This is a genomic window from Mycobacterium asiaticum (assembly GCF_001673315.1).
Classification (GTDB): Bacteria; Actinomycetota; Actinomycetes; order Mycobacteriales; family Mycobacteriaceae; genus Mycobacterium; species Mycobacterium asiaticum_B.
This window is the reverse complement of record NZ_LZLQ01000032.1, coordinates 16,714-38,744: the sequence shown is the minus strand read 5'-3', so window position 1 is coordinate 38,744 and position 22,031 is coordinate 16,714. Positions and strand designations below refer to the sequence as shown.

Annotated in this window: 21 protein-coding genes and 1 pseudogene; 13 read left to right on the top strand and 9 right to left on the bottom strand. The window is 66.5% G+C overall.

Translation table 11 applies throughout. From position 1 onward, the window contains the following. Positions 1 to 23: 23 nt before the first annotated feature. The 3 genes from A5636_RS05945 to A5636_RS05935 all read right to left on the bottom strand — a co-directional run bounded on the left by A5636_RS05945 (position 24) and on the right by A5636_RS05935 (position 3,019). Positions 24 to 1,112, bottom strand: a complete 1,089-nt coding sequence (locus A5636_RS05945) for an adenosine deaminase (RefSeq protein WP_065157779.1) — start codon at positions 1,110 to 1,112, stop codon at positions 24 to 26. A 222-nt stretch (positions 1,113 to 1,334) separates the two neighbouring features. Continuing rightward, positions 1,335 to 2,621, bottom strand: a complete 1,287-nt coding sequence (locus tag A5636_RS05940) for a thymidine phosphorylase (protein ID WP_065157778.1) — start codon at positions 2,619 to 2,621, stop codon at positions 1,335 to 1,337. Further along, the gene (locus A5636_RS05935; protein ID WP_065157777.1) at positions 2,618 to 3,019 is read right to left on the bottom strand and encodes a cytidine deaminase; all 402 of its coding nucleotides are present in this window, start codon (positions 3,017 to 3,019) and stop codon (positions 2,618 to 2,620) included. Before A5636_RS05935 ends, A5636_RS05940 begins: the two co-directional genes overlap by 4 nt. Positions 3,020 to 3,281: 262 nt before the next feature. Here A5636_RS05935 and sdhC point away from each other — a divergent pair, with 262 nt between their 5' ends. From sdhC to A5636_RS05910, 5 genes are read left to right on the top strand one after another with little or no spacing between them, the layout of a single operon-like run. Then, positions 3,282 to 3,620 carry a succinate dehydrogenase, cytochrome b556 subunit gene (gene sdhC / locus A5636_RS05930; protein ID WP_065157784.1) on the top strand — a complete coding sequence of 113 codons (339 nt, stop codon included), beginning with the start codon at positions 3,282 to 3,284 and terminating at the stop codon, positions 3,618 to 3,620. Next, positions 3,617 to 4,084 (top strand): succinate dehydrogenase hydrophobic membrane anchor subunit, encoded by a 468-nt coding sequence (locus A5636_RS05925; RefSeq protein WP_065157776.1) that lies wholly within the window; start codon positions 3,617 to 3,619, stop codon positions 4,082 to 4,084. The genes sdhC and A5636_RS05925 overlap by 4 nt, the downstream gene beginning before the upstream one ends. A gap of 10 nt (positions 4,085 to 4,094) precedes the next feature. Then, on the top strand, positions 4,095 to 5,861 hold the full coding sequence (gene sdhA, locus A5636_RS05920) for a succinate dehydrogenase flavoprotein subunit (protein ID WP_065157775.1): 1,767 nt from the start codon (positions 4,095 to 4,097) through the stop codon (positions 5,859 to 5,861). After that, on the top strand, positions 5,861 to 6,673 hold the full coding sequence (locus A5636_RS05915) for a succinate dehydrogenase iron-sulfur subunit (protein WP_065157774.1): 813 nt from the start codon (positions 5,861 to 5,863) through the stop codon (positions 6,671 to 6,673). The genes sdhA and A5636_RS05915 overlap by 1 nt, the downstream gene beginning before the upstream one ends. Before the next feature lie 11 nt (positions 6,674 to 6,684). Further along, the gene (locus A5636_RS05910) at positions 6,685 to 7,545 is read left to right on the top strand and encodes an SCO6745 family protein (RefSeq protein WP_065157773.1); all 861 of its coding nucleotides are present in this window, start codon (positions 6,685 to 6,687) and stop codon (positions 7,543 to 7,545) included. Here the strand turns inward: A5636_RS05910 and A5636_RS05905 are convergent. Further along, the gene (locus A5636_RS05905) at positions 7,466 to 7,999 is read right to left on the bottom strand and encodes a hypothetical protein (protein ID WP_172827159.1); all 534 of its coding nucleotides are present in this window, start codon (positions 7,997 to 7,999) and stop codon (positions 7,466 to 7,468) included. The two genes, A5636_RS05910 and A5636_RS05905, sit on opposite strands and share 80 nt — an antisense overlap. A gap of 71 nt (positions 8,000 to 8,070) precedes the next feature. On the opposite strand from A5636_RS05905, the pseudogene A5636_RS05900 reads away from it, so the two are divergent. Next, positions 8,071 to 8,709: pseudogene (locus A5636_RS05900) on the top strand (carboxymuconolactone decarboxylase family protein); the annotation flags it as partial. A 9-nt stretch (positions 8,710 to 8,718) separates the two neighbouring features. Beyond that, positions 8,719 to 10,077, top strand: coding sequence for a PE family protein (locus A5636_RS05895; RefSeq protein ID WP_065157770.1), 1,359 nt, complete (start codon positions 8,719 to 8,721; stop codon positions 10,075 to 10,077). A 1-nt stretch (position 10,078) separates the two neighbouring features. Here the strand turns inward: A5636_RS05895 and A5636_RS05890 are convergent, their stop codons facing one another. Then, the gene (locus tag A5636_RS05890; RefSeq protein ID WP_065157769.1) at positions 10,079 to 10,978 is read right to left on the bottom strand and encodes a sigma-70 family RNA polymerase sigma factor; all 900 of its coding nucleotides are present in this window, start codon (positions 10,976 to 10,978) and stop codon (positions 10,079 to 10,081) included. A 32-nt stretch (positions 10,979 to 11,010) separates the two neighbouring features. On the opposite strand from A5636_RS05890, the gene A5636_RS05885 reads away from it, so the two are divergent. After that, the gene (locus tag A5636_RS05885) at positions 11,011 to 12,339 is read left to right on the top strand and encodes an aspartate aminotransferase family protein (protein WP_065157768.1); all 1,329 of its coding nucleotides are present in this window, start codon (positions 11,011 to 11,013) and stop codon (positions 12,337 to 12,339) included. Between the two features lie 217 nt (positions 12,340 to 12,556). Here A5636_RS05885 and A5636_RS05880 read toward each other — a convergent pair whose 3' ends face one another. Then, a complete protein-coding gene (locus A5636_RS05880) occupies positions 12,557 to 14,818 on the bottom strand; it encodes a VIT domain-containing protein (protein WP_065157767.1) in 2,262 nt (753 codons plus the stop codon). Further along, a complete protein-coding gene (locus A5636_RS05875; RefSeq protein WP_081287627.1) occupies positions 14,815 to 15,402 on the bottom strand; it encodes a MerR family transcriptional regulator in 588 nt (195 codons plus the stop codon). The genes A5636_RS05880 and A5636_RS05875 overlap by 4 nt, the downstream gene beginning before the upstream one ends. A 109-nt stretch (positions 15,403 to 15,511) precedes the next feature. On the opposite strand from A5636_RS05875, the gene A5636_RS05870 reads away from it, so the two are divergent. The 5 genes from A5636_RS05870 to A5636_RS05850 are packed head-to-tail and all read left to right on the top strand — an operon-like array spanning position 15,512 to position 19,905. Beyond that, a complete protein-coding gene (locus tag A5636_RS05870) occupies positions 15,512 to 16,759 on the top strand; it encodes a D-alanyl-D-alanine carboxypeptidase family protein (protein ID WP_065157765.1) in 1,248 nt (415 codons plus the stop codon). Positions 16,760 to 16,779: 20 nt separating this feature from the next. After that, on the top strand, positions 16,780 to 17,103 hold the full coding sequence (locus A5636_RS26420) for a hypothetical protein (protein ID WP_065157764.1): 324 nt from the start codon (positions 16,780 to 16,782) through the stop codon (positions 17,101 to 17,103). Further along, positions 17,100 to 18,467 (top strand): sugar porter family MFS transporter, encoded by a 1,368-nt coding sequence (locus A5636_RS05860; protein WP_065157783.1) that lies wholly within the window; start codon positions 17,100 to 17,102, stop codon positions 18,465 to 18,467. The genes A5636_RS26420 and A5636_RS05860 overlap by 4 nt, the downstream gene beginning before the upstream one ends. Then, positions 18,464 to 19,591 (top strand): N-acetylglucosamine-6-phosphate deacetylase, encoded by a 1,128-nt coding sequence (gene nagA / locus A5636_RS05855; RefSeq protein ID WP_065157763.1) that lies wholly within the window; start codon positions 18,464 to 18,466, stop codon positions 19,589 to 19,591. The genes A5636_RS05860 and nagA overlap by 4 nt, the downstream gene beginning before the upstream one ends. Continuing rightward, positions 19,591 to 19,905 carry a DMT family transporter gene (locus A5636_RS05850; protein WP_065157762.1) on the top strand — a complete coding sequence of 105 codons (315 nt, stop codon included), beginning with the start codon at positions 19,591 to 19,593 and terminating at the stop codon, positions 19,903 to 19,905. The genes nagA and A5636_RS05850 overlap by 1 nt, the downstream gene beginning before the upstream one ends. Here A5636_RS05850 and yhjD read toward each other — a convergent pair. Together yhjD and trpS are read right to left on the bottom strand one after the other, a co-directional pair. Continuing rightward, entirely contained in the window at positions 19,902 to 20,945 is a 1,044-nt protein-coding gene (gene yhjD, locus A5636_RS05845) for an inner membrane protein YhjD (protein WP_081287622.1), read from the bottom strand. The genes A5636_RS05850 and yhjD overlap by 4 nt on opposite strands. A gap of 1 nt (position 20,946) precedes the next feature. Next, positions 20,947 to 21,966 carry a tryptophan--tRNA ligase gene (gene trpS, locus A5636_RS05840; protein ID WP_065157760.1) on the bottom strand — a complete coding sequence of 340 codons (1,020 nt, stop codon included), beginning with the start codon at positions 21,964 to 21,966 and terminating at the stop codon, positions 20,947 to 20,949. Positions 21,967 to 22,031 lie beyond the last annotated feature (65 nt).

Sequence of the window (22,031 nt, the reverse complement as noted above, 5' to 3'; positions counted from 1 at the left end):
TTGCGAATCGCGGGCGAGCCCGCTCAGCCGATCAGCACCGCGTAGCGCGGTTTGATCACCTCGTCAATGATGGCCAACCGCTCATCGAACGGAATGAATGCCGACTTCATCGCATTGATGGTGAACCGTTGCAGATCGCTCCAGCCGTAGCCGAAAGCCTGCACCAGACGCTGCATCTCCTCGCTCATCGTGGTGTCGCTTATCAACCGGTTGTCGGTGTTGACGGTCACCCGGAAACGCGCCCGGGCCAACAGATCAAATGGGTGATCGGCGATGCTGGCTACCGCGCCGGTCTGCACATTCGAGCTGGGACACAGCTCCAGCGGAATTCGCTTGTCCCGCAGGATCGATGCCAGCCTGCCCAATGCCAGCGAGCCGTCGTCTGCGACGTCGATGTCGTCGACGATGCGCACCCCGTGTCCGAGCCGGTCGGCACCGCAGAACGCGATCGCCTCATGGATGGACGGCAAGCCGAATGCTTCCCCCGCATGAATTGTGAAGCGCGCGTTGTTGTCTCGCATGTACTCGAAGGCGTCCAGGTGACGGGTGGGCGGATGACCCGCCTCGGCGCCGGCGATGTCGAATCCGACTACTCCCCTGTCTCGAAACCGGATCGCCAACTCGGCAATCTCCCGCGACAGCGCAGCATGCCGCATCGCGGTGACCAGGCAGCGAACCTTGATTGTCCGACCGTCCACCGCGCAGGCTTTCTCTCCTGCGACGAAACCGGCCAACACCGCGTCGACGACTTCGTCGAACGACAGACCGCGGTCGATATGCAACTCGGGGGCGAAGCGGACCTCGGCGTAAATTACCGCGTCGGCGGCCAGATCTTCCACGCACTCATACGCGACGCGGTACAGCGCGTCGGGAGTCTGCATCACCGCCACCGTATGCGAAAACGGCTCGAGGTAGCGCTCTAGCGAACCGCTGTGCGAACGGGTGCGGAACCACGTCGCCAGCGCATCGGTATCCGTGGCCGGCAGCCCGTCATAGCCGACTTCCTCGGCAATCTCGAGCACGGTAGCCGGGCGCAGACCGCCATCGAGGTGATCGTGCAGCAGTGCCTTCGGCGCCTTGCGAATATTCTCCAGACTTAATGCACTTGTCATCGCGTGCTCCAATCGCTGAGCAGGGACGGCGAGAGTTCTTCTCAGATCCACCTATTTGTTGTATGTCCGCCATTGTGCCGCTGCCGACGACGGGTCGGTGTCCAGTAACCGACCAATGAGCAACGGTTTGCCCAAGTCACCCGTGAGCGTCAATCCGAACGAAGTCTGCATGGCCGGCCCCATTTGAACACGAAACATGCTGCTGCCCGAGGTCTTCAGGAACTACCGAGTTATCTCGCCCATTATCAGTGGCCGACGTGCCGGTGTCTCGTCACCTACGCCGAACGCGCCGTCAAGCTCAGCAAGCGCCGGACCGAAGCGCTCCGGCGTATCGGTGTACAGCGTGAAGAGCACCTCGCCCGCCGCCACCGGCTCACCGGGACGGCGGTGGATGCGCACGCCCGCGCCGTGCTGAACCCGCGCGCCCGGGCGGGATCTGCCCGCCCCGAGCCGCCATGCCGCCAACCCCACTGCCATCGCGTCGATGTCGCCCAGTACTCCGCTACGGGCGGCCGTGACGGTTTCCGAATGCCGGCCAATCGGCAACGGTTCGGACAGATCACCGCCCTGGGCAGCCACCAGCCGGCGGAACCGGTCCATCGCGGTGCCGTCGCGCAGCGTCTGCGCGGGGTCGCCGTCGTCGATGCCGGCGAGCTCGAGCATCTCGACGGCCAATCGCAAGGTCAGCTCGACGACGTCGGGCGGGCCACCTCCAGCCAGCACGTCCAGTGTCTCCTCCACTTCCAGCGAGTTCCCGACGGTCGCACCCAGCGGTTGAGCCATGTCGGTGAGCAGTGCGCGGGTGGGCACTCCGTGCGCGATGCCCAATTCGACCATGGTGTGCGCCAAGTCGCGGGATTCCGCCTCGGATTTCAGGAACGCCCCGGAACCCACCTTGACGTCCAGCGCCAGGGCCCCGGCGCCTTCGGCCAGCTTTTTGCTCATGATCGAACTGGCGATCAGGGGCAGCGATTCGACGGTGCCGGTCACGTCACGCAGTGCGTACAGCTTGGCGTCGGCCGGCGCGAGTTCTCCGGCAGCGAAGATGGCCGCCCCGACGTCACGCAGTTGTTCGCGCAACCGCTGGTTGGTCAGTTCCGCGGTGAACCCGGCAATGGATTCCAGCTTATCCAGCGTGCCGCCGGTATGCCCGAGCCCGCGCCCGGCGGCCTGCGGTACCGCGGCGCCGCATGCCATGACGACAGGCACCAACGGAAGCGTGATCTTGTCACCGACTCCGCCGGTGGAGTGTTTATCCACGGTGCGAAGCCCGAGGTCGCTGAAATCCATTCGCGGCCCGGACGCGAGCATCGCCGCGGTCCAGCGGGCGGTTTCGCCGCGGTCCATGCCGCGCAGAAAGATCGCCATCAGCAGTGCCGACATCTGCTCGGGGGCGACGCGGCCGTCGGTGTATGCCTCGATGACCCAGTCGATGGCGGCATCGGACAACCGCCCCCCGTCGCGCTTGGTGCGGATGACCGTGGGTGCGTCGAATGCGATGCCCGTCAAGGGCGTTCCCGGTTCAGGTCTTCGGGGCCGAAGGCGTCCGGCAGCAGCTCACCGAGTGCTCGAGGTCCACCCGGATGGTCGATCAGTAACTCGGCGCCGCCGTGTTCGAGCAGCAATTGACGGCAGCGTCCGCACGGCATCAGCAACGACCCGGCACCGTCGACACACGTCAGCGCGAGCAGTCGGCCGCCGCCGCTGGAATGCAGCGCACAGACCACACCGCATTCGGCACAGAGACCGAGGCCATATGAGACATTCTCCACATTGCACCCCGTGACAATGCGGCCATCGTCGACCAAAGCCGCAGCCCCAACCGGGAACCGCGAATACGGCGAATAAGCTCCGGATGAGGCCTGAATTGCCCTGTCTCGCAGCGTATTCCAATTCAATTCCAACATCTGACACCTCCGCTCACCGCTAGCCTGAATGAGCTAGGTCACCCTAACCTGTGCTACGACACACATTTTGGATGGGACTGTCTGGTACCGCAGGCTCGTTGCTCAAGTTAAGCTCGGTTGCCCGGCTAGACCTGGTAGCTGACGGTTTTGGGAGGCGGTGAAAATGGTGAATACCCGACCGACAACCGCCGATCCGGCAACGCCGACATCGACGCTACGCAAGCGGCGGCCACCCCGAACCCTGTACCGCGGCGACCCCGGGATGTGGGCGTGGGTGCTGCATCGCATCAGTGGCGCCACCATTTTCTTCTTCCTGTTCGTCCACGTCCTGGACGCGGCCGTGCTGCGGGTGAGCCCGCAGACCTACAACGAGGTGCTGTCCACCTACAAGACCCCGATCGTCGGCCTGATGGAATACGGTCTGGTGGCCGCGGTGCTCTTCCACGCGCTTAACGGCATTCGGGTGATCCTGATCGACTTCTGGTCGGAAGGTCCGCGCCACCAGCGCACCATGCTGTGGATCGTGGCGGTCACCTTCCTGGTCCCGCTGGTGATGGCCGGCGTCGTCATCGGCATCCACGCCTGGGAGCACCTGCAATGAGCACCAACGACCTGCAACTCGGGCCCGGGCAAACGGCGCCCGTTCGGCAACGCAGCTACGACCGGCCCGCCAGCCTGGACAATCCGCGGTCGCCGCGGCGCCGGGCCGGCATCCCCAATTTCGAGAAATTCGCCTGGCTGTTCATGCGTTTCTCCGGAATCGCACTGGTATTTCTGGCGATCGGGCACCTGTTCATCATGCTGATGTGGGACGACGGCGTTTACCGCATCGATTTCAACTTCGTCGCGCAACGCTGGGCCTCGCCGTTCTGGCAATTCTGGGATCTGGCGCTGCTGTGGCTCGCGCAATTGCACGGCGGGAACGGGTTGCGCAACATCATCGACGACTACAGCCGCAAGGACGTCACCCGGTTCTGGCTCAACAGCATCCTGCTGTTGTCGATGGGTTTCACGCTGGTATTGGGGACCTACGTCATCGTGACCTTCAACCCGAACATCTCGTGAGGGGTGACCGTTGATCCAGCAACACCGATACGACGTGGTGATCGTCGGCGCCGGCGGTGCCGGGATGCGCGCCGCGGTAGAAGCCGGCCCGCGGGTGCGAACCGCGGTGCTGACCAAGCTCTACCCGACCCGTAGCCACACCGGCGCCGCCCAGGGCGGCATGTGCGCCGCGCTGGCCAATGTCGAAGAGGACAACTGGGAATGGCACACCTTCGACACTGTCAAGGGCGGTGACTATCTCGCCGACCAGGACGCGGTCGAGATCATGTGCAAGGAAGCCATCGACGCGGTGCTGGACCTCGAGAAAATGGGGATGCCGTTCAACCGCACTCCGGAGGGCCGCATCGACCAGCGTCGCTTCGGCGGGCACACCCGTGATCACGGCAAAGCTCCGGTGCGGCGGGCTTGTTACGCGGCCGACCGCACCGGCCACATGATTCTGCAGACGCTCTACCAGAACTGCGTCAAGCACGATGTGCAGTTCTTCAACGAGTTTTACGCGCTCGACCTGGTGCTCACCGAGACGCCCACCGGTCCGGTGGCCACCGGGGTGGTGGCCTATGAGTTGGCGACGGGAAATATCCACGTCTTCCACGCCAAGGCGATCGTGCTGGCGACCGGCGGTTCCGGCCGGATGTACAAGACCACCTCCAACGCGCACACGCTGACCGGCGACGGCATCGGCATCGTGTTCCGCAAGGGACTTCCGTTGGAGGACATGGAGTTTCACCAGTTCCACCCGACCGGTCTGGCCGGGCTGGGCATCCTGATCTCCGAGGCGGTGCGCGGCGAGGGCGGCCGGTTGCTCAACGCCGACGGTGAACGCTTCATGGAGCGTTACGCGCCGACGATCGTCGACCTGGCACCACGCGACATCGTCGCCCGCTCGATGGTGCTGGAAGTGCTGGAGGGCCGCGGCTGCGGCCCGCACAAGGACTACGTCTACATCGACGTCCGGCACCTCGGTGAGGACGTGCTGGAAGCCAAGCTGCCCGACATCACCGAATTCGCCCGCACCTACCTCGGGGTGGACCCGGTGCATGAGCTCGTCCCGGTGTACCCGACCTGTCACTACGTGATGGGCGGCATCCCGACCACGGTCACCGGGCAGGTGTTGCGCGACAACACCAACACCGTCCCCGGCTTGTTCGCCGCCGGGGAATGCGCTTGCGTGTCGGTGCATGGCGCCAACCGGCTCGGCACCAATTCGTTGTTGGACATCAACGTCTTTGGGCGTCGCGCCGGCATCGCCGCCGCGGCGTTCGCGCAGGGCCACGACTTCGCCGACATGCCGCCGGAGCCGGCGGCGATGGTGGTCGGTTGGGTAGCCGACATCCTGTCCGAGCACGGCAACGAACGTGTCGCCGACATCCGCGGAGCCCTGCAACAGACGATGGACAACAACGCCGCGGTGTTCCGCACCGAGGAAACGCTGAAGCAGGCGCTCACCGACATTCACGCGCTCAAGGAGCGCTATTCCCGGATTACGGTGCACGACAAAGGAAAACGCTTCAACAGCGACCTACTGGAGGCCATCGAGCTGGGTTTCCTGCTGGAGCTGGCCGAGGTAACCGTGGTGGGTGCGTTGAACCGCAAGGAATCCCGCGGGGGCCACGCCCGCGAGGACTACCCCAACCGGGACGACGTCAACTACATGCGCCACACGATGGCTTACAAGGAGAATACTCAAGAAGGGAATTCCCTGCTCAGCGACGTCAGGCTGGACTTCAAGCCCGTCGTGCAGACGCGGTATGAACCGAAGGAGCGGAAGTACTGATGACTGCTGCTGAGACCGAGGTCGAGCCGCTCGAACCGCCGTTGCCTCCGGTTCCCGACGGCGCGGTGATGGTGACGGTGAAGATCGCCCGGTTCAACCCCGACGACCCGGATGCCTTCGCCGCGACCGGCGGTTGGCAGAGCTTCCGGGTGCCCTGCCTGCCCAGCGACCGGTTGCTCAACCTGCTGATCTACATCAAGGGCTACTTGGACGGGACGCTGACTTTCCGCCGGTCCTGCGCACACGGCGTGTGCGGTTCGGATGCGATGCGGATCAACGGCGTGAACCGGTTGGCCTGCAAGGTGTTGATGCGCGACCTGCTGCCTCAAAACAAGAAGGGGCAGTCGGGCAAAAAGAAGTCCCTGACCATCACGGTCGAACCGATCCGCGGGCTGCCCGTGGAGAAGGATCTCGTGGTGGACATGGAACCGTTCTTCGACGCCTACCGCGCCATCAAGCCCTACCTGATCACCACCGGGAATCCGCCTACCCGCGAACGCATTCAGAGCCCCGTCGACCGGGCCCGCTACGACGACACCACCAAGTGCATCCTGTGTGCGGCCTGCACCACCAGTTGCCCGGTGTTCTGGAACGAGGGCAGCTACTTCGGTCCCGCGGCGATCGTCAACGCGCACCGCTTCATCTTCGACAGCCGTGACGAAGCCGCCGCCGAGCGGCTTGACATCCTCAACGAGGTGGACGGGGTGTGGCGCTGCCGTACCACGTTCAACTGCACCGAAGCCTGCCCGCGCGGCATCGAGGTGACCAAGGCGATCCAGGAAGTCAAGCGCGCGACGATGTTCTCGCGTTAGCCGGCGCGAGCATGCAACGCACACCCGAGTTGGCCCGGCAGTTCTACGACCGGTTCGAGCCGATCCATGCCGTCACCTACTTCGCACCGGAAGCGCGTGCGGCCCTGGACAACCTCGGCTACCGCGGGTTCTGGATGGGATACTTCGCCGCTCGGTCGGCACCCCTGGGTGCGGTGCCACCGCAGGTCGTGACGGCGGTGTTCTACAACTTCGCGCCCGCACGGGTGGCCAAATCCCTTCCGGCAGCGTGGGATATCGCCGGGCCGGATCTCGCGTTGCAGGCCCGGTGCGACTCGGCGGTGGCCGCGCTGCGCCGCTGCGGCGTCAGCGATGACGAAAATGTCCGTACCGCAGCACAATTGGCCGTGCGTGCCGCGCAGCGGACTCCGGTGGATGGCCGGGTGTTGTTCGCCGCCAACCTGGCCCTGCCGGTGCCGACGGAGCCCGTCGCCGCGTTGTGGCATGCGACGACGTTGCTGCGTGAGCATCGCGGCGACGGACATGTCGCGGTGCTGGCCGCCGAGGGCATTTCCGGGCGGGAATCGAACGTGTTCCACACGGCGAGTAGCGCGTTGCCGGCGGATTACATGAAGCGCACCCGTCACTACGACGACGACGAATGGTCGGACTGCACCCGCCGCCTCGCCGACCGCGGCCTGGTCGGCGACGACGGATCACTGACTCCCGCCGGACGAGAGCTCAAGGACCGCATCGAGACCGCCACCGACAAGCTGGCGTTGCGGGTGTTCGACGGACTCGACGACGACGAATTGCAAACGCTGTTCGACGCGCTTACGCCGGTTGCGCGACGAGTGATCGCCGGCGGCGACCTGCCCGCCACCACGCCCATGAGTGTGCGCCGCGACTTCTAGCCTGGTAGCTGGTGTCGGGCATGAGGACACCCGCATAAGCCGCCATCAGGGCATGAATGACGTTGCCCCACAACGTGTCGTCAACACACAGACGGCTGGCGGTGAGCACCAGCCGGTCGGGGGCCCCGGGTAACAAGGACACCGCGAACAGCCGGCCGGTACGCATGTCGAAGCCCCCGCGCTGTCGGGCGATTACCTCCGGCACGGTGACCCCGGGCGGTTCGATCGCCCAACTCCAGCCGCCGCCGGGACGAGACAGCCACCGGTCCCGGCTCGGTTCGAACACCGCGCCCAGATTGGGGTTGGCCTCGAAGACCGCGTCGACTGCGGCACAGATGCCCGTCTGGTCCAAGCGCGAGTCGGCAACCAGGACCTCCTCGTGCGCGTAGCCCTCCAGGTCGTTGACCATCGGGATCTCGGTATAGGTCCAGTAAGAAGATATTCCCCGCTCCACCGACCCAGACTCGGCCGCAGCGCTTGGAGGATCCTTGGGAAATCCTTGGCAACGTACGGTGACCTGCCCTGTCACATCCAGGCGGGCTGCCTCGTCTCACTGGCATGACACAGAAAACCCGCATCGAACCCCTGCCCCCCAAACGCGCCGGCCTGCTGGTGCGAACCATGTACCGCGTCGCCAAGCGGCGCTTCGGAGAGGTTCCGGAGCCGTTCACCGTCGCCGCGCATCACCCACGGCTGTTGGTCGCCAACGCCGTGCACGAGACGATGCTGCAGAGCGCATCGCGGACGCTGCCGGTCAGTGTTCGCGAGCTTGCCGTGTTCTGGGCCGCACGCACCATCGGCTGCTCCTGGTGCGTGGACTTCGGGTCCATGTTGCAGCGGCTGGACGGCCTGGACATCGACCGGCTCAAGGACATTGCCCGCTACGAAACCTCTCCGCTGTTCACTGACGACGAGCGCGCCGCCATCGCCTACGCCAACGCCATGACCACCGACCCGCACTCGGTGACCGACGAACAGGTCGAGGACTTGCGCGCCCGCTTCGGCGATGCCGGGGTGATCGAGCTGACCTATCAGATCGGCATCGAGAACATGCGGGCCCGCATGTATTCGGCGCTGGGCATCAACGAGCAGGGCTTCAACTCCGGGTCCGCCTGCCGGGTGCCGTGGGCCGATTCGGTGCCCAACTCCGATTCGACTGGTTAGCATGCGGGGGTGTCGACATACCTGATCACAGTGCCCGAGGCGGTCGCATCAGCGTCGGCGGACTTGACCGGCATCGGCACCGCGATCAGAGAGGCCGCCGCTGCGGCGGCGCCGTCGACCACCACGATCCTCGCGGCGGCAGGCGATGAGATCTCGGCGGCCCTCGCGAGACTCTTCGGCGACTACGCGGAGGAGTTTCAGGCGCTGTCGGCGCAGACGGCCCTGGTTCAAGCCGGGTTCGAACGCACGCTGAGCGCGGCCGCGACCGCCTACGCGTCCGCCGAGGCCGCGAATGCGGCGGCGCTGGGATCGCTGTTCGGCGGCCCGGGTCCTGCGACGGTGGGCGCGGTGCTCAATTGGGCCGCCGACACCGTGGGCCTGGGCGGGCTGCTCAACTTCCCTTCGACGGTGGCCGTCGCCGGCCCCAATGGCGTGACCGGCGTCAGGATCGGATTCTCCTTCCTGCAAATACCGGTCGGCCCAAGTTCGTTCCTGGGGTTGACGATTCCGCAGTTCAGCTATCCTGCCCCCGCCCTGTGGTATTTCCCGACGCAGGCGGCCGGAGCAGTGAATGCCACCGGCACCGTTTATCTGCAGCACGGGTTCGCTGCTATCGGCTGGTTCTACCAGCCGTTGGCCATCGAATTGGCCAGTCAGACCAATAGCGTCGTGTTCACACCCACCATCCCGTCGGTGCCACTGCCGTTCGGCCTCTCATTGGGCAGCCCGCAGATGCAGCAGGGAATGGGCTCGCTGTTCCTGGGCAACCACACCGCGCTGAACGCCGCCGCACACTGGGCGGGTTTCGAGGGCACGCTGCCGCAGGACTTCGTCTTGACCGGACACTCCGCCGGCGGTGGTCTGGCCACGATGGCGGCCAGCAACTACCTGACGAACCTCGGGGCCGGAACCAACCACCTGCTCGGCGTGGTGATGTTCGACGGGGTCGCCAACAATGCGGCGGCTTTCGGGTCCGCGGTGGCCAACCTGCAGGCGGCAGACATCCCGCTTTATGCGGTCGTCGCGCCGCCCCAACCCTGGAATGCCTACGGCGCCACCACAACTCAACTGGCCAGCCTGTACCCGGGACAGTTCTCCGGGATCGAGATCGTCGGTGGGTCGCATGTCGACTCGATGTTGGGCGGCAACCCCCTCGTCGATCTCGCCGCCCAATTGCTGACCGGATTCTCGCCACCAGGTGCCACCGCCGCGGTGTACACCCTGGCTACCGGCTGGATCAACGACATCTACGCCGGGGTGGGTCCGACCAACCCGATGTACGGGATCTACGGGCCAACCGGGCCTTATGTGCCGCCCGGCGGCCAGCTGATCAGTTTGGGTCAGGCCACTGGGATCGTGCTGCCCTAGATCACGCCCGCAGCGGCGAGCCGGTGAACTTGTCGGGGTTGGCAATATCCCAGAGCGCCACGACCTTCCCGTCCCGCACCGTCATCGCAGTGATCCGCGGAGACATCTCGCGGCGGCCCTCCGAAGCGGGAAAACCCGTTGTGTAGGAACCTAATTCACCGTTGACCAGCGCCAGCTGGTTTGCCGTGTAGAACGCGTCGCCGTACCGGTTGGCCAGCCCGAGCATGAACCGCACCACCTTGTCCGCCCCGTGGATGACCTGAACGGCCGTGGCGGCTTTGCCGTTGGAGTCGCCGGTGAAGGTGACGTCGGGATGCAGCAATGAGACCACCGCCTCGATGTCACCGGCCGCCATCGCGGCCATCAACCGGCCGACCACCTCCGCGTGGCTGGGGTCGGCTGCGGGTGGCGGCGCGGTAGCGACCGCCTTGCGGGCCCGCGACGCCAGCTGCCGGGCGGAGGCCTCGGTGGTGTTCAGCACGTCGGCCACTTCGGCGAACGGCACCGAGAACCCGTCGTGCAGCACGAACGCCACCCGCTGGTCGGGGCCCAGCCGCTCCAGCACCACCATGGCCGCGAACCGGGCGTCCTCGGCGGCCACCACGGCCGACAACGGATCGGCCGTGTCGAAGCGGGTGACCACGGGTTCGGGCAACCAGTTGCCGGTGTAGGCCTCGCGGCGGTGCGCCGCCGACCGCAACTTGTCCAGGCCGAGCCGGCTCACCACGGTGGTCAGCCAGGCCCGCAGGTCGTTGATCGGGCCGTCCTGGGTCGACCAGCGCAACCAGGCTTCTTGAACAATGTCTTCGGCGTCGGCCACGGTGCCCGTCAACCGGTAGGCGACCGACATCAGATGTGGGCGCAGCGCCTCGAACTCGGAGACCTGTTGCGCGACGGCCATGTTTTGAGCCTAGCGCTAGGCTCGCGAAGAACATGTCCAGAAATCTTTGGCTGCATTTCGCCCAACACGGCAATGGCATCACGCCGCCCGTCATCACTCGCGGTGAGGGCGTCACAATCTATGACGACCGCGGCAAGAGCTATCTGGACGCGCTGTCCGGGCTGTTCGTCGTGCAGGTCGGTTACGGCCGCGCCGAACTGGCCGAGGCGGCTGCCAAGCAGGCCGAGAAATTGGCGTTCTTCCCGCTGTGGGGCAACACGACGCCCCCGGCCATCGAACTGGCCGAGCGGCTGGCCGGGTACGCGCCGGGCGACCTGAACCGGGTCTTCTTCACCAACGGCGGCACCGAGGCCGTCGAAACGGCATGGAAAGTGGCCAAGCAGTATTTCAAGCTCGTCGGCAAACCCAATAAGTACAAAGTGATTTCGCGGGCCATCGCCTATCACGGCACCACCCAGGGCGCTTTGTCGATCACCGGCCTGCCGAAGTACAAGGAAGCTTTCGAGCCGTTGGCGCCAGGCGGTTTCCGGGTGCCCACCACCAACTTCTACCGCGCGCCCGAGCCGTTCGACACCGACGCCAAGGCGTTCGGCCGGTGGGCCGCCGACCGCATCGCCGAGGCCATCGAATTCGAGGGCCCGGATACCGTCGCCGCCGTGTTCCTGGAGCCGGTGCAGAACGCCGGCGGCTCCTACCCGCCCCCGCCGGGCTACTTCGAGCGGGTCCGCGAGATCTGCGACGAATACGACGTGCTGCTGGTCTCCGACGAAGTGATCTGTGCGTTCGGCCGGATTGGATCCATGTTCGCCTGCGACGATTTCGGCTACCGGCCCGACCTGATCACCTGCGCCAAGGGCATGACATCGGGCTACTCGCCGCTGGGCGCGATGATCGCCAGCGACCGGGTGTTCGAACCGTTCAACGACGGCAAGACGACGTTTCGGCACGGCTACACCTTCGGCGGACATCCGGTGTCGGCGGCCGTCGGGCTGGCCAACCTCGACATCTTCGAGCGCGAAGGCCTCAACGAGCACGTCAAGGAACAATCCCCCATCCTGCGCGCCACCCTGGAAAAGCTGTACGACCTACCGATCGTCGGCGACGTCCGCGGCGAGGGTTTCTTCTTCGGCATCGAACTGGTCAAAGACCAGGCGACCAAACAGAAATTCACCGACGACGAACGTTCCTCGCTGTTGAAGCGGGCCGGAGCGGAGCTGTTCGAGGCCGGGTTGTACTGCCGCACCGACGACCGCGGCGATTCCGTCATCCAGATCGCCCCGCCGTTGATCAGCGGTCCCGCCGAGTTCGACGCCATCGAGTCGATCCTGCGGAGCGTGCTCAGGGAAATCCGCGTGGACTGAAACAGGTTGTGCACACCGGGCTTTCAGCGTGCATGCAGGGCTTTCAGCGTGCACACCGGGCTTTCAGCGTGCACACCGGGCTTTCAGCGTGCACACCGGGCCTTCAGCGTGCACACCGGGCCTTCAGCGTGCGTGCAGGGCTTTCAGCGTGCACGCAGGGTGCCGACACGCCGCGTGGGGTCGCCGCAGTTACCCACTCGGCGCCGTGAACGCACACTCACGTCCAGAAGCGCCGCTTGCCCGCCGGCCTGCCCTGCGCGGCCAGCGCCCGCTTCACCGCATCGACGGCGACCAGCACCTGCCGACTCTGTGGGCCCGTCGAATGCTCGAGGAACCGAGCCAGCGCCGCACACAGCCGGTCGAGCGCCGCGCGCAACTCGGGATCAGACTCCGCGTCGCGATGCTGCTGCAACTCCGCCAGCACGGTGTCGAGCCCGGAACGGCGCACCTGGGTGCTCTTCTCCACCTGTTTGAGTAACTTGTCCAGCGGCCGTCGGGCCGACGGCTGCTCGCCGACGCAAGCCATCAGTTCTGTCATGGCGCCGGCGGGTGCGGGCATAGCCAGCACGACAGGGGCCGGTCCCGCTTGCGCGGATCGGACCAATCCCACGGTCGGTGCCCACCCCGCCGGCTCTTCGACGGGCTGGACCACCTCGGTGAGCGGTCCGGCGTCGGTGCGTTCCGGATCGATTGCCACGAACGCGGTGAACCGCGATAGCACGCCGAATCGGACGGAATGAGCGACGATCTGCTCGGCGAGCTGCTCGTCGGCCGAATACGATGCGTACTCGTCCTCGAGGTCGCGGACCACTGACCGCGCCCAAATCGTCTGCACTGCAATGGCTTGCGGCTCTCTGCGGGCCGGCAGTTCCAGCACGAACCCGTCGTCGGCCTGGACCCGCAGCGTCGCATCGCCGGCACCCCGGTAACGCCCGGAAACCGTCGACGGCACGCCGGCGAAGGCGTCGGGCAATCGGCCGGGCGTGACCGTGCCGTCGATGATCTCGATGCCCTCGGCGCTCACCCGCAACCCGGTCAGCGCCGGGCGCCCGATGGTGCGGGCCAGCCGCGCCATCGCCTCATCCAGGCGCTCCTCGGATTCGACCAACTCCGAGCGGCCACGACCCAACTGGGCCAGCCGGTCCAGGAACCCGGCGTTGACGGCCCGGTCGATACCCACGCAGTAAATCCGCGTTCGGCCGAGGGCCGGCGACAGGGTACGCAGCACATGGTCCTCGCCGGTGATCTGCCCGTCGGTCACCAGGACCACACTTGCCAGCCGCTCGTCACCCGACGCGCCAAGAATCTCCGCCGCTCGGTAGAGCGGCTCGGCCATCGCGGTCCCGCCGCGGCTCTCCAGGCCGCCCAGCCACGACGCCGCCGCGAAACGGTTCCGGTCGCTGGCATCCACCAAGCCGGCCCCGAGGCCCGCCGGGCTGTCGATCTGGTCGTCGAAGGCCAGCACGCAGAACCGGTCGGCCGCGTCCAACATGTCCACGATCCGGCCCGCCGCCCGGCGCGCGGCGATCATCTTCCAGCCGCGCATCGATCCGGAGCGGTCCAACACCACCACGACATCGCGTGGCACGCTGGCTGTTTCGGGCGGCGGCAGCAGCGTCACCGACCAAGTGCCCTCATCGCCCTCGGAATCCGGGACCAGCAGCGCCGACGACGACAGCGCGCTGCGGTCGATGCGGAACCGCAGCACGAAGTCTCGGTCTGCCCGCACACCCGGCTCGACCCGCATCCGGGTCACCCCGTCGGCCACGGACACCGCGGTGGGCAGGCTGGATCGCAGGTCGGACACCGGCAAACCGGTGCCGTCCAGCGTCAGCGCGATCTGCAGGTCGGGACGCTCGTCCTGGTCGGCCAGGCGCGGCGGAGTCACCCGCGATGCGTCCGGCACGGCATCGGTGTCGCGAGCCTGGCCGGCGCCGGTCTGGTCGCCGGGCAACGCGCTGCCCGCCGTGTAGCGCGGCGCGACCACCAGTGGGAATCGGAAGGTCGCCTCGCCGTCCTCGAACGACAACGGACCCGTCAGCCGCATCTCGATGGTGGCTTCTTCACCGGGACCGAGATTGCCGACCCGCAGCGAAAACACGTCGGAACGGTCCTCTTCGACGATCGCGGCGCGCTGCCCGGCAAGCAGTGCCTGCTCGTAATCGGAGCGGGCCTGGCCCCGCTCCTTCAGCATGCCGATTACGCGCCGCCCCGCCAGATCGGCGGCGAAGTCGGTCACCCCGGCGCGGGCCGGCAGCGGGAACACGTACGTGGCTTCGATGGTGGTGTCGCCGGTGTTGACGAAGCGTTGTCGCACAGTCGACGTTGCGGTCAAGCCAAACAGGACCGTGTCGACACTGAGCGCCGTGAGCGGCAGGGACCGGCCGTCGGGACCCGAGAGCTCGCCACACGTGGGCCTGTCGGCCCGGACCGGGTGCGCCGGGTCGATCGGGAGCAGGGGTAACAACTGAGCGCTCATTGTGGATCCTTTCGGTGGTGAGCGATGAGGTCCAGCAGCGGACTCGCCGCGTGGCGGAGAGCGTCGAGATCGGGCACGGGTCCGTCGATCAGCAATGTGACAGTGTCGGAAAGCCGGACGCCCTGCAGGCTGGTGACGGCAGGCGCGGCAGGTGCGTCCGGAGTCCGGTCGGGGACCGCTTCAGTCCGGTCGGGCACCACCCGCCAGAATCGGCCGGCGCCGCGCGCGGGTTCGGGCTCCGGATCGGAATCGCCCAGTGCGGCCGGTATCGCTGCCTCGGGAATGGCGGCCAGCGCCTCAACTTCCGCGGCGGACATCCCGGCCAGACATTCGGCGATCTGGTCCAGCGACAGGCCCTGGCCTTGCAACCGTTTGATCGCGACCAGGCGGACCAGGTGCGTGCGCCCGTAGGCCAGGGCGCGGCCCCGGTTTCCCGGCCGGGGCAGCAGTCCGCGCGCGGTGTAGTACCGCACCATCCGCTCGGCCGGGATGGGCTTGGCCTGCCGGTTTTCCGGGACAGCGCCGGACGCCTGCACGGCGTGGGCGGCCGCGGCGGCGAACTCGGTCAGCGTCAGCAATTTCATCTTGTTTGACAGTGTCACCCCATTAATTGACACTGTCAAACCACGTGCGTCACTCACGTACCGCGCGGCATCCTGCGATCGGGCGTCTGATCACTTAATCTGCTCAGCGATGCTCTTTTCACGGACCTCTTTACGCGCCGCATCGTGGCTGGCTGCAGCGGTTTTCGCGGTGACCGGGTCCGGGTCACTGCTAGTCCCGGCGGCACAGGCCGAGCCCAGTGCCGTGGCGAATGCCGGGACCGAAAACTGCCCCTACCGGATCAACACCCCACCCGCAGTGGATTCGTCGGAGGTGCCCCAGGCCGGTGACCCGCCGCTGCCGCTGGCATTGCCCCCGTCGCCGATCGGCGGCAATGCGCTGGCCGGTTGCGGCATCATCGCGGCTCCGGACACTCCCCCGCTGCCGGGCGATGTGTCCGCCGAGGCCTGGCTGGTCGCGGATCTCGACAGCGGCGCCGTCATCGCCGCCCGCGATCCGCACGGCCGTCACCGCCCCGCCAGCATCATCAAGGTGCTGGTCGCAATGGCGTCCATCAACGCGTTCAACCAGAACAAGACGGTCCCCGGAACCGACGACGACGCCGCGGCGGAAGGCACCAAGGTTGGCGTGGACGCCGGCGGCGTCTACACCATAAACCAGTTGCTGCACGGGCTGCTGATGCATTCGGGCAACGACGCCGCGCACGCACTGGCGATGCAGCTTGGCGGGATGCAGGCGGCGCTGGAAAAGCTCAATGTGCTGGCCGCCAAACTGGGCGGACGCGACACCCGGGTGGCCACGCCGTCCGGACTCGACGGGCCGGGCATGAGTACCTCGGCCTACGACATGGGTCTGTTCTACCGGTACGCCTGGCGCAACCCCGTGTTCGCCGACATCGTTGCGACGAGGACCTTCGATTTCCCCGGCCACGGCGACCACCCGGGCTACGAGCTGGAGAACGACAACCAGCTGCTCTACCACTACCCGGGCGCCATGGGCGGCAAGACCGGGTACACCGACGACGCCGGCCAAACCTTCGTGGGGGCAGCCAACCGCAGCGGCCGACGGCTGATGGCGGTGTTGCTGCACGGCACCCGCCAACCGATCGCCCCGTGGGAGCAGGCGGCGCACCTGCTGGACTACGGGTTCAGCACCCCGCAGGGCACGCAGGTGGGCTCGTTGATCGAACCCGATCCCACGCTGGTGACCACCAAGCCCAACCCGGCCAACCGGGCCCCGGAGAACAGTCAGGCCGCTGGCCTGATGTCCTCGGCGGACACGCTGCCCATCCGGGTCGGAGTCGCTGTCGTCGGCGCGGTCGTCGTGTTCGGATTGATCCTGGTAGCGCGCTCGATGAACCGGCGGCTCGACCACTAGCAAGCACTACACTCTTCGGAATGACCGCCCTCTACCAGGATGCCGGCCTCACGCTGGATGAGGACGGAATCACCATCCACCGCTACTATTTCCCGTTTGCCAACTCAAAACGGGTGGCCTACAGCGAGATTCAGGGGATCAAGAGCAAGCAGATGGGTTGGGCCACCGGGAAGGGCCGGTTCTGGGGCGCCACCGATCCGCGTTACTGGTTCCCGCTCGACATTCACCGTGGCCGCAAGGCCACCCTCCTGATCTTCGACGTCGGCCGCCGGGTGCGTCCGTGCCTCACCCCCGAGGACCCGGCCAAGGTGATCGCGGTGCTCAGAGCCAAGGTGACAAGCTGACCGGTCGGGGTTTGCTGGTCGGGCTGACTGCGGCCAGCGTCGGGATTATCTACGGCTACGACCTGTCCAGCATCGCGGGCGCCTTGTTGTTCCTCCCCCACCAGTTCGGCCTCACCATCCCGCAAGAGGGACTGGTGACGACGATGGTGGTGCTCGGCCAGATCTGCGGAGCGCTTGGCGGCGGTGTGCTGGCCGACGCGATCGGTCGCAAGAAGTCGATGGTGCTGATCCTCATCGGGTACGCGCTGTTCGCCCTGTTGGGCGCTACTGCGGTTTCGCTGCCGATCTTGCTGGTCGCGCGATTGCTCTTGGGGGTCACCATTGGCGTGTCGGTGGTGGTGGTGCCCGTCTATGTGGCCGAATCGGCGCCGGCCGCGGTGCGGGGGAGGCTGTTGACCGCCTATCAGTTCGCGACACTCACCGGGATCATCGTGGGGTACCTGGTCGGTTACCTGCTGGCCGGGACGGGGAGCTGGCGCTGGATGCTCGGCCTGGCCGCCGTCCCCGCAGTGCTGCTGCTGCCGCTGCTGCTGCGGATGCCCGACACCGCGCGGTGGTATCTGCTCAAGGGCCGCACCGACGAGGCGCGCCGCGCGCTGTTGCGCATCGAACCCGCCGACGTCGCCGAGACGGAGATGGCCGAGATCGCCGGCGCGGTCAGCGAAGGCCGGGGCACCGTCAGCGAGATGCTGCGACGACCGTATCTGCGGGCCACCCTGTTCGTCGTCGCACTCGGCTTCCTCGTGCAGATCACCGGCATCAACGCGATCGTCTACTACAGCCCACAGCTGTTCGCGGACATGGGTTTCGAGGGCAATTTCGGCAAGCTGGCGCTGCCGGCGATGATTCAGGTCGCGGCTTTGGCGGCCGTGTGCGTGTCGCTGTCTCTGGTCGACCGGCTGGGCCGGCGGCCAATCCTGCTGTCCGGTATCGCGATGATGATTGTTGCCGACGCCGTGCTGGTCGCCTTCTACCCCAAGGACACCGGCCATCAAGGTGGCCTCGCGCTAGCGCTCGGATTCGGCGGGGTATTGCTGTTCACAGTCGGGTTCAACTTCGGATTCGGTTCGCTGGTTTGGGTATTCGCCGGTGAAAGCTTCCCGGCGCCGCTGCGATCGATGGGGTCGAGCGTGATGCTGACTTCCAACCTGGTGGCCAATACGCTGATCGCCGCCTTCTTCCTGACGGTGCTGAATTGGCTCGGTGGCGCAACCGTTTTCGCGACGTTTGGCACATTCGCAGTGATCGCCCTGATCGTGGTGTACCGGTTTGCGCCCGAGACCAAAGGCCGCGAACTCGAGGACATCCGGCACTTCTGGGAGAACGGCGGGCGCTGGCCCCGGCAATCCGTCGAGTCGGCATGACTCTGATCCATGCCGGCACGGTCGTGGTCGACGGTGAGGTGTGCCGGCCCGGCTGGGTGCACACGCACGAACGAAGCATCGTCGGCTGCGGCGCCGGGCCGCCGCCGGCGCCGCCAGATGTCGAGTTACTCGAATCCGTTGTGGTGCCTGGGTTTGTCGATATGCACGTGCACGGCGGCGGCGGCGCCTCGTTCACCGACGGGGGCACCGAGCGGGCCGTCGCGTTTCACGCGCAGCACGGCACCACGACGATGGTAGCCAGTCTGGTCACCGCCGCACCCGCGGAACTTCTTGCCGCCGTTGGTGTGCTGGCCGAGGCGACCCGCCGCGGGCGGATCGCCGGGATTCACCTGGAGGGTCCCTGGCTCAGCGTGGGGCGGTGCGGCGCGCATGACCACACTCAAATCCGCCCGCCGGACCGCGAGGAGGTCGAGGCGGTGCTGGCCGCAGCGGCCGGCACCGTGCGGATGGTCACGCTGGCCCCGGAGTTACCCGGCAGCGACGAGACGATCCGCCGATTCGTGGACGCAGGCGTTGTCGTCGCCATCGGGCACACCGACGCGACCTACGAACAGACCCGCCACGCAATTGCGTTGGGCGCCACCGTCGGCACCCATCTGTTCAACGCGATGCCACCACTGAACCACCGCGAACCCGGACCCGTACTGGCTCTGCTTGCAGATCCGCGGGTAACGGTCGAGTTGATCGCCGACGGGGTACATGTCCACCCTGACGTGGCCCAGGGTGTGATCGCCGCGGTGGGCGCGGACCGGGTCGCGCTGGTGAGCGACGCGACGTCCGCAGCGGGCTGTGGTGACGGCGAATTCCGGCTGGGCTCAGTGCCCGTCGTCGTCGCTTCGGGGGTGGCCCGGGTGCGTGGCACGAATACGATCGCCGGCAGCACCGCCACCATGGACCAGTTGTTCCGCGCCGTCGCTGGCGCGGCGGGGCTGGCTGCGGCGGTGCAGACCACTGCGACCACGCCGGCCCGCGCACTGGGACTGCACGGCGTGGGTGTGATACGAACCGGGTGTGCCGCCAATCTGGTTGTGCTGGAACAGCAATTGCGGGTCACGGGAGTCATGGCCAACGGCCGGTGGCAGCACAGACCGGAGGTAGCGTGATGGCTTGGCTCGTCCTGGTGGTTTCCGGAGTCCTCGAAGCGGTCTGGGCAACCGCTTTGAGCAAATCCCAGGGCTTCACCCGGCTCTTCCCGTCGGTGATCTTCGGTGTCGCTCTGCTGTTCTCGATGAGCGGTCTGGCAGTGGCCATGCGCAGCCTGCCGACGGGGACGAGTTACGCGGTGTGGGTCGGCATCGGGGCGGTGCTCACGGTCGGCTATGCGATGCTGACCGGCGACGAGACGGCGTCGCTGATCAAGATCCTGTTGATCGCCGGGGTGATTAGCTGCATCGTCGGCCTGAAACTGGTCGGCTAACGTCTGCGGCGCTTTGTCAGTCGCGAAAGTGTCAGCGCCCCAACGGCTCCGGCTGCCATCGCCGCTAATGTCTGACGGGCGGTGGGTCCTTCCTGCAGTTGGATGCGCGGTCTGATGATCGCGGGCGCCGGCGGGTCCACGTGGCTCTCACGCTCGTCGTCGGAGGCGGTCGCGGCCCAGGCGGTCGCGAACAACAACAGCGACCAGGTGACGAACGCGAACACCATCAACCCCAGCACCGGCCCGAACGTGGCGCCCGCCGGGCTGCGTACCACCCTTTGCAGGTAGATCGAACCCAGTTGCTTGAACACCTCGAAGCCGACGGCCGCCATCAGACCCGCCCGCATCGAGGTGACGAAGCTGCCCGGCAGGCGCGGGAGCCGGGCGATCATCCAGGTGAACAGCAGCCACGACACCAGCAACGACACCAGCACCGAGACGCCGCGGAAGATCTCGTCGAAAATCGAGAACTCCGGAATGTGAAGCAATCTCAGTAGCGCGCTCATCGGGCCCGCCTGCCCCAGCGCACTCAATGCGATGGTCACCGTGATCACCAGAAACGTACTCAGCATGGCCAGCAGGTCGGACACTTTGGTGCGCACATATCCGGTGGGGTCGGTCGCCTGTAACCACATCTCGCTCAACGCTTCCCGCAGGTGATACATCCAGCCCAGGCCGGCCCACGCGGCGGTGAGCAACCCGATCACACCGACCGAGGCACGCGCGTCGATCGCGCTGTTCATCAGGTCCACCAACTGCTGACCCAACTCGCCGGACACCGCCGTTCGGATGCGTCCCTCCAGCGTGCCCATCAACTGCGGCCGCCTTGACAACATGTAACCGGCCACCGCGTAACCGACCATCAACAACGGAAACAACGAGAAGATCGTGTAGTAGGTAAGCCCGGCAGCGAAGAAGGTCCCCTTCTGCTTGCTGAAGCGCTGGTATGCCTTGACCACGTGGTCGAGCCAGCCGTGCCGGGCGCGCAGTCGATCCAAGAGCCCGGGCGACGCGGACTCAGGCTGGCTATTCGAGGTCAACTTATTCCTTACGCGGAAGGAAACCCAAGCGATCGTAGACCCGCTGCAGGGTTCGGCTGGCCACCTCGTCGGCGCGCTGCGCACCAGCGGCCAGCACCGCCTCCAGCTCGGCCGGATCGGCGGTGAGCTCGTCGACCCGCGCCTTGATCGGCCGGACGTATTCGACGACGGCTTCGGCGGTGTCCTTCTTCAAATCGCCGTAACCGCGTCCGGCGTACCCGTCGACCAGGGTGTCGATGCCGACGCCGGTGACCGCTGCCTGAATGCTCAGTAGGTTCGACACACCGGCTTTGGTCTGTGGGTCGTAGCGGATCTCGCGTTCGCTGTCGGTGACCGCGGAGCGAATCTTCTTGGCGGACTTGGCCGGATCGTCGAGCAGGCTGATCAATCCGGCGTCGGTCGACGCCGACTTGCTCATCTTCGACGTCGGGTCCTGCAGGTCGTAGATCTTCGCGGTGACCTTCGGGATAAACACGTCGGGAACCACGAAGGTATCCGGAAACCGGCTGTTGACACGCTGGGCGATGTCGCGGGCCAACTCCAGGTGCTGGCGTTGGTCCTCGCCCACCGGCACCAGGTCGGTGTCGTAGGCCAGCACGTCGGCCGCCTGCAACACCGGGTAGGTGAACAGCCCGACGGTGGTGGAGTCGGCCCCCTGGCGAATCGACTTGTCCTTGAACTGCGTCATCCGAGAGGCCTGACCGAACCCGGTGAAACAGCCCAGCACCCACGCCAACTGACTGTGGGCCGGCACGTGGCTCTGAACGAAGATGGTGGCCTTGTCGGGGTCGATGCCCAGCGCCAGATATTGCGCGGCGGTGATCAGCGTGCGGCGCCGCAGCGCGTCGGGATCCTGCGGGACGGTGATGGCATGCAGGTCCACCACGCAGAAGAACGCGTCGTGTTCGTCCTGCAGCCCGACCCACTGGGCTACCGCGCCCAGGGCGTTGCCGAGATGTAGCGAGTCCGAAGTTGGCTGCACGCCGGAGAAAATCCGGCCGGATCCGGGAGGGGTGCTCATGGTGCCCCGATCTTTTCACGGACCCCACCCGCGCGAACGTGAAGCTGGCTGCACGTTCGGCGACG

Excerpts from the sequence above, each read along its gene's own strand:
- A5636_RS05935 (WP_065157777.1), bottom strand. The coding sequence starts at position 3,019 with ATGTTGGAATTGAATTGGAATACGCTGCGAGACAGGGCAATTCAGGCC.
- A5636_RS26420 (WP_065157764.1), top strand. The coding sequence starts at position 16,780 with ATGACCGCCCTCTACCAGGATGCCGGCCTCACGCTGGATGAGGACGGA.
- sdhC (WP_065157784.1), top strand. The coding sequence starts at position 3,282 with ATGTGGGCGTGGGTGCTGCATCGCATCAGTGGCGCCACCATTTTCTTC.
- A5636_RS05910 (WP_065157773.1), top strand. The coding sequence starts at position 6,685 with ATGCAACGCACACCCGAGTTGGCCCGGCAGTTCTACGACCGGTTCGAG.
- A5636_RS05890 (WP_065157769.1), bottom strand. The coding sequence starts at position 10,978 with ATGGCCGTCGCGCAACAGGTCTCCGAGTTCGAGGCGCTGCGCCCACAT.
- nagA (WP_065157763.1), top strand. The coding sequence starts at position 18,464 with ATGACTCTGATCCATGCCGGCACGGTCGTGGTCGACGGTGAGGTGTGC.
- trpS (WP_065157760.1), bottom strand. The coding sequence starts at position 21,966 with ATGAGCACCCCTCCCGGATCCGGCCGGATTTTCTCCGGCGTGCAGCCA.
- A5636_RS05945 (WP_065157779.1), bottom strand. The coding sequence starts at position 1,112 with ATGACAAGTGCATTAAGTCTGGAGAATATTCGCAAGGCGCCGAAGGCA.
- A5636_RS05850 (WP_065157762.1), top strand. The coding sequence starts at position 19,591 with ATGGCTTGGCTCGTCCTGGTGGTTTCCGGAGTCCTCGAAGCGGTCTGG.
- A5636_RS05885 (WP_065157768.1), top strand. The coding sequence starts at position 11,011 with ATGTCCAGAAATCTTTGGCTGCATTTCGCCCAACACGGCAATGGCATC.
- A5636_RS05875 (WP_081287627.1), bottom strand. The coding sequence starts at position 15,402 with ATGAAATTGCTGACGCTGACCGAGTTCGCCGCCGCGGCCGCCCACGCC.
- A5636_RS05870 (WP_065157765.1), top strand. The coding sequence starts at position 15,512 with ATGCTCTTTTCACGGACCTCTTTACGCGCCGCATCGTGGCTGGCTGCA.
- A5636_RS05925 (WP_065157776.1), top strand. The coding sequence starts at position 3,617 with ATGAGCACCAACGACCTGCAACTCGGGCCCGGGCAAACGGCGCCCGTT.
- A5636_RS05880 (WP_065157767.1), bottom strand. The coding sequence starts at position 14,818 with ATGAGCGCTCAGTTGTTACCCCTGCTCCCGATCGACCCGGCGCACCCG.
- A5636_RS05915 (WP_065157774.1), top strand. The coding sequence starts at position 5,861 with ATGACTGCTGCTGAGACCGAGGTCGAGCCGCTCGAACCGCCGTTGCCT.